The sequence below is a fragment of the Chitinophaga filiformis genome, from assembly GCF_023100805.1.
Classification (GTDB): Bacteria; Bacteroidota; Bacteroidia; order Chitinophagales; family Chitinophagaceae; genus Chitinophaga; species Chitinophaga filiformis_B.
On record NZ_CP095855.1, the window covers coordinates 5,829,857 to 5,845,124 of the forward strand.

Consider the following 15,268-nt stretch of genomic DNA (forward strand, 5'->3'; position numbering starts at 1 on the left):
TTGCGGTTTCTTATAATTTATTCTGCAGGCGTTTCATCTTCCGAAGCCTCAGCTGCTGCTGTTCCCGGATCTTCTGAGCTGTTTTCCCCGAGCTGTTCGCTTCCTTCTGTTTCCATACCTTCGTTATCAAGTTTTTCTTCTTCCTGTTCATCCAGGCGTGCTACGGCCGCAATGGCATCAGTATCATCCAGTCTGATCAGGCGCACCCCCTGTGTGGCCCTGCCGGCCTCACGGATGTCAGCTACCGCCATACGGATGGTAATACCGGATTTACAGGTGATCATCAGGTCATCTTTCTCTGTTACGTCAAGGATCGCGATCAGGCTACCGGTTTTTTCTGTGATATTGATTGTCTTAACCCCCTTACCACCGCGGTTGGTAATTCTATATTCCTCAATATCAGTACGTTTACCGAATCCTTTCTCAGAAACCACCAATACAGTACGGGTGGCATCCTCCTTATTTACACAAATCATACCAACCACTTCATCCTTGTCATTATCCACCTCAATACCCCTTACACCGATCGCTCCACGGCCTGTGTCACGTACGGTATTTTCAGGGAAACGGATAGCGCGGCCGCTTCTGATAGCCATCATGATCTCGCTGTTACCGTTGGTCAGCTTAGCTTCCAGCAGCTGGTCGCCTTCATTGATGGTAATAGCGTTCACACCATTCTGACGCGGGCGGGAGAATTCTTCCAGCAGGGTCTTTTTGATGATACCGTTAGATGTACAAAGTACAATATAATGAGAGTTGATAAAATCTTTATCGCCCAGGTCCTTAATATCTATAATTGCCCTGATCTTGTCGTCTGTAGGCAGGTTGATCAGGTTCTGGATAGCACGTCCCTTACCGCTCTTCTCACCTTCCGGGATCTCGTACACTTTCAGCCAGTAACAACGGCCTTTCTCAGTAAAGAACAACATGGTATGGTGCGTAGAGGCAACGAACAGGTGCTCGATATAATCCTCTTCACGCGTTTTGCCGCCCAATGCGCCACGTCCGCCACGTTTCTGCTGACGGTAGTCGTAAGCGGAAGTACGTTTGATATAACCCAGGTGAGAGATAGTGATCACCACATCTTCTTCTGCGATGATATCTTCCATACGCATTTCGCTGGCCAGGTACTGGATCTCCGTTTTACGCTCGTCACCGAAACGTTTCTTCACATCTTCCAGTTCATCCTTGATGATCTTGAAACGCAGTCCTTCGTCAGATAATACATCCTTCAGGTAAGCTATCAGTTTCATTACTTCGTCGTATTCCTCCTTGATCTTGTCCCGCTCCATACCGGTCAGACGTTGTAAACGCAGTTCCAGTATTGCCTTAGACTGAATTTCACTCAGTTCGAAGCGGCTCATCAAACCATCTTTCGCTTCATCCGGCGTACGGGATGCACGGATCAGGGCGATCACTTCGTCCAGGTGATCCAGCGCTATCAGGTAACCCTGTAAGATATGCGCTTTTTCTTCCGCTTTGCGCAGCTCGAAACGGGTTCTGCGTACTACTACTTCATGACGGAAATCAACGAATTCTGCCAGCATCTCTTTCAGGTTCAGTACACGCGGACGGCCTTTTACAAGGGCCACGTTATTGATACCATAAGAGGTCTGCAATTCGGAATATTTATAGAGCTGGTTGATCACCACGTTGGCAATGGCTTCACGTTTCAGATCGATCACCAGGCGCATACCGTCGCGGTCACTTTCATCACGCGCTTCGGAAATACCTTCAATTATTTTATCGTCAGCCAGCTGCGCTATCTTCTGGTGCAGGGCCGCCTTGTTGATCTGGTAAGGCAGCTCATAGATCACCAGGCGCTCACGGCCTGCTTTTGATGTTTCTACGTTGATCTTACCACGTACCACTACCCTTCCGCGGCCGGTCTCGAAGCCCTGTTTAACACCTTCATAACCGTAGATGATACCTCCGGTCGGGAAGTCAGGCGCTTTCACATATTTTATCAGTTCCTCAATAGTAATATCACGGTTGTCGATGTAGGCGATCAAACCTTCCACCACTTCTGTCAGGTTGTGCGGCATGATGTTGGTAGCCATACCTACCGCAATACCGGACGCACCATTTATCAGCAGGTTCGGGATACGTGTAGGCAATACAGTGGGCTCTTCCAGGGTATCGTCAAAGTTCAGGGAGAAGTCCACTGTTTCTTTGTCGATATCTTCCAGCATCGCCTCTGCCATACGCTGCAGACGGATCTCCGTATAACGCATTGCTGCCGGCATATCCCCATCTACAGATCCGAAGTTACCCTGACCGTCTACCAGCATGTAACGTAAGCTCCATGGCTGGGCCATACGTACAATGGTATCGTAGATGGAAGAGTCACCATGCGGGTGGAATTTACCCATGACCTCCCCTACAATACGGGCCGACTTCTTGTAAGGCTTGTTACTGTTGTTACCTAACTCATTCATACCAAACAACACGCGGCGGTGTACCGGTTTCAAACCGTCCCGAACATCCGGAAGCGCACGACCCACGATCACCGACATAGAATAGTCGATGTAGGCCGTTTTCATCTGCTCCTCAATGTTGATCTGGATTATCTTGCCGTCTTGCTGATTTTCCGTATTTTCTGACATTGTATATTGTTGATTTACAATTTACTTCCTAAAAAAATAAATAGACGCAAATATAGCCATTTTAAGCCGTATTCCGGCCTTTTTGACAGAGAATGTGAATAAAAAAGGAATTGTCATATGCAACAAATACGATATGCAACTGCAACAAATTCTGCAGATACTCTATTTAATCCTTATTTTGCGACAACTCCTTCAATTAATATTCCATATAATAGAAAAGTGGAATATTGGGAAAATAAAATATTGGCAAACATTTTGTTTTTAACCCGGTGAAAATCAGAGGGTCACGGACAGTTAATTAAAATTCAGGTAGGTTAAAAACGAAATTTACTGAAATTTCGAACATTAGTTACACGACTGATGTTAAATCCCTGTTCTGTAACCATATTAAAGATGAACAAATTAATATGAAGAATATACTCTTGTTTGGCGCCGGTAAGTCGGCCACTAGCCTGATCGACTACCTGGTATCAAATGCTCCGCGGCAAAAATGGCATATCACTGTCGCGGACCAGGACCTTGCACTTATTAAGTCTAAGACCGGCAAATCCTATTACGTTACCCCCGCCGTTATTGATATCCGGGACCAGGATGCCCGGCAGAAACTGGTTCAGGAAACAGACCTCGTTATATCCCTGCTTCCACCGCCTTTGCATATTTTCGTTGCCAGGGACTGCCTGCAGTTCGGCAAAAACCTGCTGACCGCCTCCTACATCGATCCGGAGATCAGATCACTTGAAAAGGAAATAGAACAGGCCGGCCTGCTCTTCATGTATGAAATGGGGCTCGATCCCGGGATTGATCACATGAGCGCCATGAAGCTCATTCACTCCATCGAAAAGAAAGGCGGGCAGATCTCCGCATTCCGTTCCTACTGCGGTGGCCTTATCTCTCCTGAAAGCAATGATAATCCCTGGCAGTACAAGATATCCTGGAATGCCCGTAATGTCGTGCTGGCAGGTAGCTCCGGAGCCGTATACAGGGAAAAAGGCAAGGTGAAGGAGATCACTTACCAACAACTGTTCGATCAGCCTAAAACCATCCATATTCCCAGCCTGGGCAAACTGGCTTACTATCCCAACAGGGATTCCATGGGCTATATGAACGCCTATAAGCTGGAAGATATTCCCACCTTCATGCGGGCTACCCTGCGCTATCCTGACTTCTGCGAGGGATGGAGCACACTTGTAAAGCTGGGCCTTACAGACGATTCCAAAAAGATACAGACCAATGATCTCACTTATTACGACTGGGCCAGCCAGAAAATAGAGCGGGACCAGAAACTGAGCCATGAAGAGAATATTGCCAATTACCTCGGCATCAGCGCCAAATCAAAAGTACTCAGGCAACTGAAGTATCTCGGACTGCTGAACGGCGATGCCATCGGGCTAGGCGAACAAACCAATGCATCCATCCTCCAGCATGTAGTGGAATCCAAACTGGGCATGGAACCATCCGATAAAGACATGATCGTGATGACACACGAAATAGAGTTCGAAAGAAGAGGCATGACTACACGCCTGCATAGTTACATGATCACACAGGGAGAAGACAGCCTCCGTACCGCCATGGCCAAAACAGTAGGATTGCCCCTGGGTATAATGGCTAAACTGCTGCTGCAGGAAAAGATCCAGCTCAAAGGATTAAAGATCCCGATCATGCCGGATGTATACAATCCCGTGCTGAAAGAACTGGAAGAATACAATATCAGGTTTGAAGAAAGCTTTGAATAAAAGTCATTTTATATAATTGAAAGAGGCCGTCCGCCAATAAGGTGGATGGCCTCTTTCAGTTTAATCATTTCCGTTACCCTGCAGGCAACGCATTTTTATAACTTCGCCAATGCTTCTTCCAGGTCCAGTATTCCCAGCGTAGCCGGTTTTTCTATTTTTACCAGTCCTTCACGGTGAGACATTTCAGGCAGTTTTTTATCGATCACATAGGCAGGTACGCCGCCCCTCAGGCAATCAACCAGGCCGGCGGCAGGATATACGACGAGTGAAGTGCCTATCACCGCAAAAATATCGGCCGACATTACTATTTCGGCAGCATCCACGATCTTGGTTACGTTCTCTCCGAACCATACGATGTCCGGACGTAATTGCCCACCGTCTGCGGCCATATCGCCCAGATTGATATCTCCTTCTATCACATAACTGCGTGTTTCATCCAGCACACTGCGCATCTTAAAGATCTCTCCATGTAAATGCAATACATGCTTTGAGCCCGCCTTCTCATGCAGGTTGTCTATATTCTGCGTGATGATCTGCACATCAAATTTCTCCTGCAAACGGGCCAGGCCAAAATGAGCAGCGTTGGGTTCAGCCGCCTTTACATCCCTGCGGCGCATGTTATAAAAATCGAGCACCAGCTGCGGATTTTTCTGCCATCCCTGCGGACTGGCAACTTCGTATACATCATATCCCTCCCACAGTCCATCACTGTCACGGAATGTACGCAGCCCACTCTCTGCACTGATGCCTGCACCTGTCAATACTACTAATTTAGGCTTCATTTGTACAAGACATTTTTAAAATTTAAATATACGAGTTTTAACATTTACCGTAACTTTATCGCCATAAATAACAGCAATTGAAGATTTTACAGACGCTTATTCTGTGCGGCGTATTGTTAGTGCAATTGAATGCCAACGCACAATCCGACACCACTACCCTCCAATATACCGATAGTACGAAAACGAAGGAGGTACATACACTGACCGCTGCGGATACCACTATACGTTACCGCATCAACGGCGCCTATCTCGGAAGTATGTGGACCGACCTGAAATACACCGTATCCAGGCCCGCACACTGGAATGGTAAAGACTTTACCAGGCTGGGTATCGTTCTTGGTACTGCCGGTGGCTTACTGGCGGCAGACTATGAAGTGAAACAGTTTTTCCTCCGTAACCATACGAATTTCTGGAACAGCGTAACGGGGCAGATAGAACCTTTTGGAAACGCCTATTCTCCATACCTGGTAGGTGGCATGTATGTGGCAGGTGTGATATCAAAAAACAGGCAGCTGGAACATACTTCCCTGATGACGGCCAAATCATTGCTCATTTCTACCCTGATCTATACATTCTCCAAATCTGTGGTAAGGCGCGGCAGGCCAACATACTACGACGATCCGCTGGTATTCAATGCGCCCTTCTCCATGGATAAATACCATACCTCCTTCCCGTCCGGACATATGCTGACCGTCACTTCTGTGGCTACTGCCCTGGCAGAAGCCTATGGTGAGGACCATCCATGGGTACCCTGGGTAGCTTATTCCATTGCTATCATGACAGGTACCACCCGTCTTTACCAGGAAAGGCACTGGAGCAGCGATGTATGGCTGGGCGCGTCTCTCGGCTATTTTGTAACGAAAGGCGTTTTCAAACATCACCGCCAGCTGGAACGAAAAAAGGCAATGGCAGCCTTAGCGGCCACCATGCCTTAATCACCATCAATCACTACAAATCACTAATAAGATCACGCAACAGCTTTTGCCAGGCGGCGGCGTTTTCTGTACCTGCGGATAACGATAAAAAGTACAAACGTCACCATCCATACCGGCCATAAAGCGGTGAACGAGATAAGGGCTGTCAGTATACTGTTCCAGCCATCTTTGACAGAAAAGAAGATACGGGAAAAGAAACCTGGCCCCTGTGGCGTTGTATTGGAAAATGCCTGGTAAAAAGAGAGATGGATAAGGCTCATGGACACATTGTGATCTATATATTGCAGGCGTCCCTGGGCAGCTTCCACCTCCTCCCGGATTGTCTTTAGCTGCTCTTCTACTTTCAATACATCTTCCACATTCTTTGCCTGTTTCAGAATATCGAGGTAACGCTGCTCTATTTCCTTCCTGGCCTTCATCCGCGCTGAAACATCCACATATTCTTCCGTAACATCTTTTGAGGTAATATTTTTTTCAAGCAGGGTCTCATCTGCGCTTGCCAGGGAATTCAGGCAGCTGTCAAATTTAACCGAAGGTACCCTGATCTCCATCTGCGTTTGCTGTGCAACCTCTGAACGGCTTTCCTGCTCGCTGATAATTTCCCCGCCAAAGCGGGCAATGATCGCCGTTAGTTCTTTATGTGCACGTTTGAAATCGCCGGTAGTATAACGGATGGTAGCTTCTTTAATAATCTTTTTGGGAATGTCGGCGTAGTCCTCCGGTTTTGATGCCGCTGGCGGCTCTTCCGCATACGCCGTGAGCCCGTTATCAGATGCGGCCATAGCTCCGGCGGCGACTTTGTCGGTCTCCATTTCTTCCGACTTGTAGTAGGGTGCGCTTTGTATAGCAGCTACGCTTTGCGAAGCAGTGTTTCCGGAACGGCTGCTGCAGCCGTTTAATACCAGTGATATGGATAAGAGAACACAAGGGATAACAATAACAGTATGCCTTAAAGCAGAACATCTTCTTGCCATAGGAATTTATTTTTAGATAAATACTATAACAAGAAGATGCGGCTGGAATTAAAATTCCATAAATTATTTCATGTCTCCCATTTCCAGGATGGTCTCAAATTCGTCTGCAGTCACGGCACAGACGGAGAGACGGCCCTGGCGGATGAGGGAAAGATTTTCCAGTCTTTTTTCAGCTTTCATCTGCGCCAGCGTCACCGGTGTTTTAAACGGCTTCAGGGGCTGCAGGTCTACCACTACCCAGTTCGGATCCGGCGTGGTCGGGTCCTGGTAATGTTCTTTCGCTACTTTGGCAATACCCACTACGGCCAGGCCTTCATTACTGTGGTAGAACAATACCTGGTCTCCCTTCTTCATGCCTTTCAGGTTATTGCGCGCCTGGTAATTGCGTACACCGTCCCAGAAGGTTTTCCCGTCCTTTACAAATTGATCCCACGAGTATTTAAAAGGTTCTGATTTTACAAGCCAGTAGTTCATTGTCTGATGATTTTAATTCGTCTTCGCCGCTTACCAGCCACTGGCCAGTACATCGGCAATATGCATCGTTTTAATATTCAGTTCATGTTTCCTGATATAACCATCCAGGTGCATCAGGCAGGAAAGGTCTGTAGAGATCAGGTAATCTGCGCCGCTGGCCACTGCATTGTTCACTTTCTGTTCGCCCATACCGATAGAGATAGGTTCAAACTTCACTGAAAATGTTCCGCCAAAGCCGCAGCATACTTCGCAATCGTTCATTTCCTTCAGCTCCAGTCCTTTCACTTTAGAGAGCAGGCTGCGGGGGCCTTCCTTGATACCGCATTCGCGCAATGCACCGCAGGCATCATGATAGGTAGCCACACCATTGAGCGTTGCACCGATGTCTGTAACATGCAGTACGTCTGTCAGGAATTCTGTGAATTCATACAGTTGCCTGCGCAGCATCTTCACATCATTGTGTGCAGCGGAATTGTCAAACAGCTTGCCGTAGTAATTACGTACAAACCCTGTGCAGGAGCCGCTTGGCGCCACTATATAGTCGACAGTATGAAAGTCCTTGATGAATTTGTTGGCAACGGAGCGGGCTTCATCCCAGTATCCTGCATTAAAAGCAGGTTGTCCGCAACAGGTCTGGTTGGGATTATAATTAACGTTACATCCCAGCTTTTCCAGCACCTTCACCATATTGAAGCCTGTTTCCGGGAACAGCTGATCTACGAAGCATGGAATAAAAAGCTGTACGTTCATTGAGTTAGTCTTTAGTTATAAAGCCGCAGTTTTGGTAGCTGCTGGCAACAGGAATAAAGTAACCGGCCTGAAACTGTAGCGACAATGAACATCACACGTAACTAATATGGGGCTTAGTGGCTATGCCTGCAATTGACGCATCATAGATATCATTTTCAGTGCGGTGATAGCGGCTTCCTCCCCTTTGTGCCCATGTATGCCACCCAGTCTTTCCTCCGCCTGCTGCATATTGTCGACAGTCAGGATGCCGAAGATAACGGGTACCGGTAATTCCAGGTTTAATTGCATGATACCTTCCGTTACACCTTTACAAACATAGTCAAAATGTGGGGTTTCTCCTCTTATCACGCATCCGAAAGCAATAATAGCGCCAGGTTGCCTGGATGTACCCTGCGTACGTTCCCAGTACTGTTTGCAGGCGAAAGGCAGCTCAAATGCGCCTGGTACAATTACTTTTGAGACCTTGGATACCTTGTATTGTGCCAGCGAGCGGTCGCAACCTGCTACCAGTTCGTTGATCACCGTATCATTCCATTCGGTATATACTATAACAACACTGGCATCCTCTAAATTGAGAATGCCAGCATCGTTCAATAAACTTTGATTATGTATTGACATGACCAGATTAAAATATCAATTAATTCCTCACTTCGCCCAGGCGCGCCAGGTATTTGTCCATTTCGCGGCCTTCTGCGGTCTGAGGATATTTGTCGCGGATTTCTTTATAAACAGCAATGGCATCAGCAGGTTTGTTTGCTTTTTCCAGTGCCAGACCTGCGCGGAACAGGTAAGTAGGAGCAGTCAGCTCATTGTTGCTGTGATGACCTGCTTTCTTATAATATTCAATACCTTCTTCAGTTTTGCCCAGTTCCATGTAAGCGTCGCCGGCCAGGCCATAAGCCATTGCCTGTACGATCTGATCGCCGCTGCTATAGCTGCTCAGCAGATCTGCACCTTTCTGGAATTCACCCAGCTTTACATAGCATACGCCTGCATAATATTTTGCCAACTGACCTGTTTTGGTGCTGCCGTATTTATCAATTACCTGCAGGAATCCGTAATAGTTACCGTCTCCATTTAATGCAACACGGAAAGAATCCCGCTCGAAATACTGCTGTGCATGGAATACCATGTCCTGTGCCTTCTTTTCGTTAGGGCCTTTAATGAATCTGTTGTAGGCAAAAGAACCGCCCACTACCACTACTATTACGAGCAGGGCTATGATGATGCTGTTTTTATTCTTGTTAAAGAACTGTTCCGCCTTGTGGATTGAGTCTTCCAGTTGGAATTCCTTAGACACCGAAGTATTTTCAGCTGCGGTCTTATTTTTTGTCTCGGTCATTGTAAATGTGATCGTTAAATTGTTATTTCTTATTACGGTACAGGTACGGCTGTGTAAAATTCCCGCAAATATAAAAAAGGTTAGCGAATCTACCCGTTTATATTAAACAGCCGGGATCGCTAACCTTTTACATATTATTTAGTCAACAATGAATGGGTAATCCTGTTGAACATATACGTCTTTCAGCAGCTCATCATCTGAAGGCCATGGAGACTCTTCTGCGAACTGTACGCAATGCTCCACTTCCTGTTTCACCTTTTCGTTGATAGCTTCGATCTCCGCTTCCGTAGCCCATTTATTCTTCTGAATAGTAGCCAGTACCTGGTTGATCGGATCTTTTTCCTTATACTCTTCTACTTCCTCTTTGGTACGGTATTTAGCCGGATCGCTCATGGAGTGACCACGGTAACGGTAAGTCTTGATTTCCAGTAAGGTAGGACCTTCACCGGCGCGTGCACGTTTTACGGCTCTTTCAACGCCTTCGTGTACAGCTTCAGCGCTCATACCATCGATAGTAGCGCTGGGCATATCGTAGGCGTTCGCTAACTTATAGATATCCAGTACGTTGGAAGTACGTTCTACTGAAGTACCCATCGCGTACATGTTGTTTTCGCAAATGAATATTACCGGCAGTTTCCACAGCATGGCCATGTTGAAGGTCTCATGCAGCATACCCTGGCGGGCAGCACCATCACCGAAGAAGCAAAGCGCTACGTTGTCAGTGCCCTTGTACTGCTCAGCAAAAGCCAGTCCGGCGCCTGTACCGATCTGTGCTCCCACGATACCATGACCACCATAAAAACCTTTATCCGGAGCAAAGAAGTGCATACTACCACCTTTACCCTTTGAACAACCTGTAGCTTTACCATACAGCTCAGCCATACACTCATCAGCAGTCATTCCTTTTGCTATAGCCAGCGCATGGTCGCGGTAGGCAGTGATGAACTTGTCGTCCGGTTTAGTCGCAGTCATTGCACCTGCGGCAATTGCTTCCTGTCCGATGTACAGGTGACAAAAACCACGAATCTTCTGCATCCCATACAATTGGCCGGCTTTTTCTTCAAAGCGGCGCAGCAAGAGCATCAATTCATACCAGTACAAATATGTCTCTTTGGTGAATTTCGTCTTTACGTCTGTTTTTGTAGCCACTGTTTCTTAATTTGTCCGCAAATATAACAGGAAAATCCTAAAAACTAAATACTTTGCAACTTTGCAGCAACTTGTCCGTAAATAGCGGGTTTCCCGGAAGGCCTGATTACCAGTCTTTCCATGCACGCAGGCAGGTTACGATAAATTTATTTTTAATTCATAACTGATAATCAGAACGTTAATTGCTGTCGCTCAGAAAGATATCACTTGTTCAGTTTAAAAATTACTCCGGGAAAAGTTTCACCTTCCATAAACGCATCATCGGCATCACCGGGCGCAACGGTTCCGGTAAGACCAACCTGCTCGATGCCATATATTATATATGCTTCACCAAAAGCTACTTTACAAGCAGCGAAGCGCAGAATACCCATTACCATACCAACGGTTTCCGCCTGGAAGCATACCTCGACAGGGAGGGCCAGGAAGGAAAGGTGGTCTGTACCCTCAAAGACGGCAAAAAGGAAATTGCCCTCAACGATGAGCCTTACGAACGTTTCTCCCGGCATATAGGTCAGTACCCTGCCGTGATGATCGCTCCCGACGACGCCGAGATCATCCTGGGCGGTAGTGAAGAACGCCGTAAATGGCTGGATGCCCTGCTCTGTCAGCTGCATCCGGGCTATCTCGATCACCTCATCACCTATCAGAAAATATTACAACAGAAAAACAGCCTGCTGAAAACCATCGCTACCCAGGGCGGCAACCAGGACGCCCTCCTCGATATATTTGATGAACAGCTGGTGCATCATGGCACGCCTGTTTTTGAATGGAGACGCGCCTTCCTCCCCGGATTTATCAAACAGGTGCAGGAGCTATATGATTACCTGGCGGGTAAACATGAAATTGTCAATATACAATACCAGTCCGGTCTCCACGAACAGACCTTCACTGAACTGCTGGCTGCCAACCGGTATAAGGATATGATGATGCAAAGGACCACCGGAGGCATACACCGTGATGACCTGCAGTTCCTGCTGGACGATCATGCCATGAAAACAAGCGCCTCGCAGGGACAACGTAAAAGTTTTCTCTTCGCACTGAAACTTGCACAGTTTGAAGTCATTAAAGCACATAAAAAATTTGCCCCCCTCCTCCTGCTCGATGATGTCTTTGAAAAACTGGACCAGGAAAGAGTGAGTAGACTGATAAAATTAGTGAGTAGTCCGGCATATGGCCAGGTATTCATTACCGATACACATGCATCAAGAATATGCGAAGCCTTCAAAGAAAATGAAGAGAGTTTTCAATTAGTAGAGATGGAGTAACAACGAAATTCCTATCTTTGCCACATGCGCTACGGAATGACGTCAATGGAGGATGCACTCAGGGATTTTATGTCTAAAAGCCGGCTTAAACCGAGGCTGACAGAGGTGCGTATACAGGAGAACTGGGAACAACTCATGGGTAAGACCATCTCACGTTATACAGAGAATATACAACTCATTGACAATAAGCTACACATTACTACCACTGTTGCTCCACTTAAACAGGAGCTGAGCTACTCTAAAGACCGTATTATCAAACTGGTAAACGAAATGCTGGGAGAAGCCGTGGTAAGAGAAGTGATCATCAGGTAAATAATAACATTATTAATAAAAAGAAGCCGTTTCAATAATTGAGACGGTTTTTTCTTTATATAAAGGCTGTTACTGCTGCCGGCGATAGTATGCGCCTGCTGATAGCAGTAGTCAGGAAAACCAGCAAGCTGGTGCTTCCGACCTCCTGAAATTTATAGATGGTATATATGAAAACACAATTTTTAGCTCCCTTTTTTGTTGGCATCCTGCTGTGCTTCGGCTCATTTTGCCAGGCGCAGAATAAGACCTCCGGCGATAGCGCGGTTATTATGTTAAAGCAGTTCTATACCGCTTACATTACTGCAGATGACGAAAAGCAACTCAGCTCTCTTCAAAAGAAATATTGCACCAAAAAGATCCTGAAGAGGATAGCAGATGATGAAGAGTTGGACAGCGATCCTTTTATAAACGCACAGGACACGGACGCTGATTGGCTGAGGACCATGGTGATCAATAAAGATGCGCAGAAGCCCAATGTTTATGTCGTGTCTTATGTAAATAATTACACCAAAAAGCGGATCATTAACAAGCTACTCGTTGTAAAGGAAGGCAAGGCTTACAAGATAGATGATATCCTGACATATTAAGAAAGGAGCCTGTATCAAATGCGAAGGGCCTCGGAAAGTCAGACACTTTCCGAGGCCCTTCGCATTTGATACAGGCTCCTTTCTCAGATACCTGATGAAGTCCCGCAGGCTGTAAAACAATTCTCAGGAGATTCATTTAGCTTGGGGTATCTCCTTTCTTCTTTATAAAATGCGGTATATGGACTATCAGCAGTAATATCCGGCAAGCATGTTCCTTAATTCTTTGCGAATCCTTTTATCAGCATATTCACATCCTTCATCTGGAGGGTAGTTCGCAGGTTCACCATTACAAAATCGCTCTCATCCTGCACCAGTATCACCACACGGCCCAGTTCATCATCTTTTCCCCTGTTCAGGACATGCACTACACTGTTGCCCTCCCTTACTTCCACCAGGGCCTCAAATTTATCTTTCTCTACCAGCGTCTTTTTTAATTGCTGCATGTCGGCAATGTCAACAGCAGGTCTTCCCTCACCGGAAATAGTGTACACCTTTACTTTCTGCACCCGGGATAACAGGTGCTTCAGTGGTATGCTGTCTTCCTTCATCGCACTCTTCGGCACTATCCAGCTGGCGAGTTTCAGCGGCACCCTGCCTACGCCGATCCTGAAGGTGAACGCATCGCCGCGGTGCGCACGATAAAATTTACGGAGAGACTTCTTCTGGGCCATCGCCGGACTTACTGCCAGCAAAAGCGCTGCTACTAGGATGGAAAGATATTTCATGTCAAAAGCTTATGTGGTGATAAAGTGGGTTAAGGCTGCTTCTTGATGTTCTTGAGCTTGTCAAAACCATCTATATTCATATTCGATGCCAGCTGGCTGATCTCCGCTAGGTCAATGTCTCCTATCAGGCTCATTGCCAGGAATTCATTATCGCTGCCTACCAGCATGATCAGTTCTGCAATGTTCCCTTTCGCATTTTCCTTTACCATGAACCGGAGATCATCCTTTCCATCGCGCACGGTCATCAGCTCTTCAAATTCTTTATTCAGCATGGACGATGCCTCCTTAAATAAGAGATTACCTCCTTTCGTGTTTTCTTTCGCCAGGATGCGCAGGCCCCTGATCTTTTTTACGATCTGGAGGAATTGCTTTCCTTCGGAGGAATTGATGTCCAGTTTACTGAACATACTGAACATCTTGGGTGTGACACTTATCAGGGTGAAGCTCTGATCGCTCTCATACTTTTCAAAAAAGCGGTCGATCCCACTTCCCTGCTGGGCAAATAGCGGCGTGCTGGTGACTGCAACAAGCAGCAACAGTAACAAAAAGCGTTTCATGTGTTTTTTTTTTATCGAAATGTAGAATGGCCTTGATTAATTTGATTTGATCTTGTCGGTAGCCTCGTTGAAGTAAGCTAATTTCTGCATCTGTGCTGTACCCTTGTTCAGATTGCGGGACAATAGCTGCAAAGCTTTCTGTGTGACAGCAAATGCTTTTTCCGGATCATCATAAGTGTCCTGCTCCGACAGTGACGCCATTATCCGGTCCTGCCTTGACTCCGCCTGGCGGGCTGCATAACCTATACCCACCGCTACCAGCAGAACGGCTGCATACTTCATCCAGTGTTGCCATATCATTTGCCTGACCGGCCTTTCCGGCGCCTGCGCCACGGCGATCTCTATATCAGGGAATACCGGCATCGGTATATCTTCTTCCGCAGCGAAGTATCTGAATAAGGGCTGTGCCTCTTTCAGGTCTGCGGGAAGGTTGCTGATGTCCTTGCTGAAAAAACTGCGTAATGCTTCCTCTTCCTCCACTGTAGAGGTACCATCCCAATAACGGTCCAGTAATTCCCTGACTTTATTAAACTCCATACACTTGCAGTTTTTGTAATTGTTCACGTACTGTTTTCCGTGCCCGGTGAAGATTGATCTTCACTTCACTCATGTCAACACACAGTATATCTGCTATCTCCTGATAGCTATATCCGTCAATATCCCTTAGTTGCATAATAGTACGGTATTTTTCCGGCAGTGCCGCAATAATACGGTGTACCCTGTTCATCACGTCCTGTTGCTCTGCGGCGGCATGAGGGCTCTGCTGATGCGTTGCAGGCATATCCCCTGCCTTATCCAACTCTTCCGCCCTCCGGTATTTCCTGGCTTTCAGCTTGTCCAGCGACAGGTTACGCACTATGCGCATACACCAGGCTTCCATGTTTTGCAGATCTGTCATCCGCTCCTGCTGCTGCCATACTTTCATCAAAGCATCCTGTGTTACATCCATCGCATCTTCCTCGTTCTCCAGCAGTCTGTAGGCAAAGCGATACAGCTTCTGCCTGACTGGCACTACCTGGGAGAGAAATATCGCTAAAGACATAAATAACAGATTCCTTGTTCTAAGTTACTAATTAC

General features: G+C 46.7%; 17 protein-coding genes. 5 read left to right on the top strand and 12 right to left on the bottom strand.

The window, feature by feature from the left end; translation table 11 throughout:
* Positions 1–17 precede the first annotated feature (17 nt).
* Positions 18–2,606, bottom strand: a complete 2,589-nt coding sequence (gyrA, locus tag MYF79_RS22595) for a DNA gyrase subunit A (protein ID WP_247810096.1) — start codon at positions 2,604–2,606, stop codon at positions 18–20.
* Positions 2,607–3,013: 407 nt separating this feature from the next.
* Here gyrA and MYF79_RS22600 point away from each other — a divergent pair, with 407 nt between their 5' ends.
* A complete protein-coding gene (locus tag MYF79_RS22600) occupies positions 3,014–4,339 on the top strand; it encodes a saccharopine dehydrogenase C-terminal domain-containing protein (RefSeq protein ID WP_247810097.1) in 1,326 nt (441 codons plus the stop codon).
* Positions 4,340–4,434: 95 nt separating this feature from the next.
* On the opposite strand, the gene MYF79_RS22605 is transcribed toward MYF79_RS22600, so the two are convergent.
* Positions 4,435–5,121 carry an SIR2 family NAD-dependent protein deacylase gene (locus MYF79_RS22605; RefSeq protein ID WP_247810098.1) on the bottom strand — a complete coding sequence of 229 codons (687 nt, stop codon included), beginning with the start codon at positions 5,119–5,121 and terminating at the stop codon, positions 4,435–4,437.
* Positions 5,122–5,198: 77 nt separating this feature from the next.
* On the opposite strand from MYF79_RS22605, the gene MYF79_RS22610 reads away from it, so the two are divergent.
* Positions 5,199–6,056, top strand: coding sequence for a phosphatase PAP2 family protein (locus tag MYF79_RS22610; protein WP_247810099.1), 858 nt, complete (start codon positions 5,199–5,201; stop codon positions 6,054–6,056).
* A 32-nt stretch (positions 6,057–6,088) separates the two neighbouring features.
* On the opposite strand, the gene MYF79_RS22615 is transcribed toward MYF79_RS22610, so the two are convergent.
* From MYF79_RS22615 to pdhA, 6 genes are all read right to left on the bottom strand, one after another.
* Positions 6,089–7,030 (bottom strand): DUF4349 domain-containing protein, encoded by a 942-nt coding sequence (locus MYF79_RS22615; RefSeq protein WP_247810100.1) that lies wholly within the window; start codon positions 7,028–7,030, stop codon positions 6,089–6,091.
* A 63-nt stretch (positions 7,031–7,093) separates the two neighbouring features.
* Positions 7,094–7,504, bottom strand: coding sequence for an EVE domain-containing protein (locus tag MYF79_RS22620; RefSeq protein WP_199655448.1), 411 nt, complete (start codon positions 7,502–7,504; stop codon positions 7,094–7,096).
* Between the two features lie 30 nt (positions 7,505–7,534).
* The gene (locus MYF79_RS22625) at positions 7,535–8,254 is read right to left on the bottom strand and encodes a (Fe-S)-binding protein (protein ID WP_199655449.1); all 720 of its coding nucleotides are present in this window, start codon (positions 8,252–8,254) and stop codon (positions 7,535–7,537) included.
* Between the two features lie 120 nt (positions 8,255–8,374).
* Positions 8,375–8,872: a 6,7-dimethyl-8-ribityllumazine synthase gene (gene ribH, locus MYF79_RS22630; protein WP_247810101.1), complete on the bottom strand. Its 498-nt coding sequence runs from the start codon at positions 8,870–8,872 to the stop codon at positions 8,375–8,377.
* A gap of 19 nt (positions 8,873–8,891) precedes the next feature.
* Positions 8,892–9,596 (bottom strand): tetratricopeptide repeat protein, encoded by a 705-nt coding sequence (locus tag MYF79_RS22635; protein WP_199655451.1) that lies wholly within the window; start codon positions 9,594–9,596, stop codon positions 8,892–8,894.
* A gap of 138 nt (positions 9,597–9,734) precedes the next feature.
* The gene (pdhA, locus tag MYF79_RS22640) at positions 9,735–10,745 is read right to left on the bottom strand and encodes a pyruvate dehydrogenase (acetyl-transferring) E1 component subunit alpha (protein WP_199655452.1); all 1,011 of its coding nucleotides are present in this window, start codon (positions 10,743–10,745) and stop codon (positions 9,735–9,737) included.
* Positions 10,746–10,927: 182 nt separating this feature from the next.
* Between pdhA and recF the strand changes: the two genes are divergently transcribed.
* The 3 genes from recF to MYF79_RS22655 all read left to right on the top strand — a co-directional run bounded on the left by recF (position 10,928) and on the right by MYF79_RS22655 (position 12,909).
* Complete coding sequence (recF, locus tag MYF79_RS22645) at positions 10,928–12,010, top strand: DNA replication/repair protein RecF (RefSeq protein WP_247810102.1); 1,083 nt, start codon at positions 10,928–10,930, stop codon at positions 12,008–12,010.
* Positions 12,011–12,034: 24 nt separating this feature from the next.
* Positions 12,035–12,322 carry a DUF721 domain-containing protein gene (locus MYF79_RS22650; RefSeq protein WP_247810103.1) on the top strand — a complete coding sequence of 96 codons (288 nt, stop codon included), beginning with the start codon at positions 12,035–12,037 and terminating at the stop codon, positions 12,320–12,322.
* A gap of 167 nt (positions 12,323–12,489) precedes the next feature.
* Positions 12,490–12,909 carry a DUF3828 domain-containing protein gene (locus MYF79_RS22655; RefSeq protein ID WP_247810104.1) on the top strand — a complete coding sequence of 140 codons (420 nt, stop codon included), beginning with the start codon at positions 12,490–12,492 and terminating at the stop codon, positions 12,907–12,909.
* Between the two features lie 215 nt (positions 12,910–13,124).
* Here MYF79_RS22655 and MYF79_RS22660 read toward each other — a convergent pair whose 3' ends face one another.
* The 4 genes from MYF79_RS22660 to MYF79_RS22675 are packed head-to-tail and all read right to left on the bottom strand — an operon-like array spanning position 13,125 to position 15,233.
* Positions 13,125–13,634: a DUF4252 domain-containing protein gene (locus MYF79_RS22660; RefSeq protein WP_247810105.1), complete on the bottom strand. Its 510-nt coding sequence runs from the start codon at positions 13,632–13,634 to the stop codon at positions 13,125–13,127.
* A 29-nt stretch (positions 13,635–13,663) separates the two neighbouring features.
* Positions 13,664–14,191, bottom strand: coding sequence for a DUF4252 domain-containing protein (locus MYF79_RS22665; protein ID WP_247810106.1), 528 nt, complete (start codon positions 14,189–14,191; stop codon positions 13,664–13,666).
* 36 nt (positions 14,192–14,227) lie between these two features.
* On the bottom strand, positions 14,228–14,728 hold the full coding sequence (locus MYF79_RS22670) for a hypothetical protein (protein ID WP_247810107.1): 501 nt from the start codon (positions 14,726–14,728) through the stop codon (positions 14,228–14,230).
* On the bottom strand, positions 14,718–15,233 hold the full coding sequence (locus tag MYF79_RS22675) for an RNA polymerase sigma factor (protein WP_247810108.1): 516 nt from the start codon (positions 15,231–15,233) through the stop codon (positions 14,718–14,720). The genes MYF79_RS22670 and MYF79_RS22675 overlap by 11 nt, the downstream gene beginning before the upstream one ends.
* Between the last annotated feature and the right edge of the window lie 35 nt (positions 15,234–15,268).

Excerpts from the sequence above, each read along its gene's own strand:
- MYF79_RS22625 (WP_199655449.1), bottom strand. The coding sequence starts at position 8,254 with ATGAACGTACAGCTTTTTATTCCATGCTTCGTAGATCAGCTGTTCCCG.
- MYF79_RS22675 (WP_247810108.1), bottom strand. The coding sequence starts at position 15,233 with ATGTCTTTAGCGATATTTCTCTCCCAGGTAGTGCCAGTCAGGCAGAAG.
- MYF79_RS22620 (WP_199655448.1), bottom strand. The coding sequence starts at position 7,504 with ATGAACTACTGGCTTGTAAAATCAGAACCTTTTAAATACTCGTGGGAT.
- MYF79_RS22650 (WP_247810103.1), top strand. The coding sequence starts at position 12,035 with ATGCGCTACGGAATGACGTCAATGGAGGATGCACTCAGGGATTTTATG.
- MYF79_RS22635 (WP_199655451.1), bottom strand. The coding sequence starts at position 9,596 with ATGACCGAGACAAAAAATAAGACCGCAGCTGAAAATACTTCGGTGTCT.
- MYF79_RS22605 (WP_247810098.1), bottom strand. The coding sequence starts at position 5,121 with ATGAAGCCTAAATTAGTAGTATTGACAGGTGCAGGCATCAGTGCAGAG.
- MYF79_RS22670 (WP_247810107.1), bottom strand. The coding sequence starts at position 14,728 with ATGGAGTTTAATAAAGTCAGGGAATTACTGGACCGTTATTGGGATGGT.
- MYF79_RS22600 (WP_247810097.1), top strand. The coding sequence starts at position 3,014 with ATGAAGAATATACTCTTGTTTGGCGCCGGTAAGTCGGCCACTAGCCTG.
- MYF79_RS22655 (WP_247810104.1), top strand. The coding sequence starts at position 12,490 with ATGAAAACACAATTTTTAGCTCCCTTTTTTGTTGGCATCCTGCTGTGC.
- MYF79_RS22615 (WP_247810100.1), bottom strand. The coding sequence starts at position 7,030 with ATGGCAAGAAGATGTTCTGCTTTAAGGCATACTGTTATTGTTATCCCT.
- gyrA (WP_247810096.1), bottom strand. The coding sequence starts at position 2,606 with ATGTCAGAAAATACGGAAAATCAGCAAGACGGCAAGATAATCCAGATC.
- MYF79_RS22660 (WP_247810105.1), bottom strand. The coding sequence starts at position 13,634 with ATGAAATATCTTTCCATCCTAGTAGCAGCGCTTTTGCTGGCAGTAAGT.
- ribH (WP_247810101.1), bottom strand. The coding sequence starts at position 8,872 with ATGTCAATACATAATCAAAGTTTATTGAACGATGCTGGCATTCTCAAT.
- MYF79_RS22665 (WP_247810106.1), bottom strand. The coding sequence starts at position 14,191 with ATGAAACGCTTTTTGTTACTGTTGCTGCTTGTTGCAGTCACCAGCACG.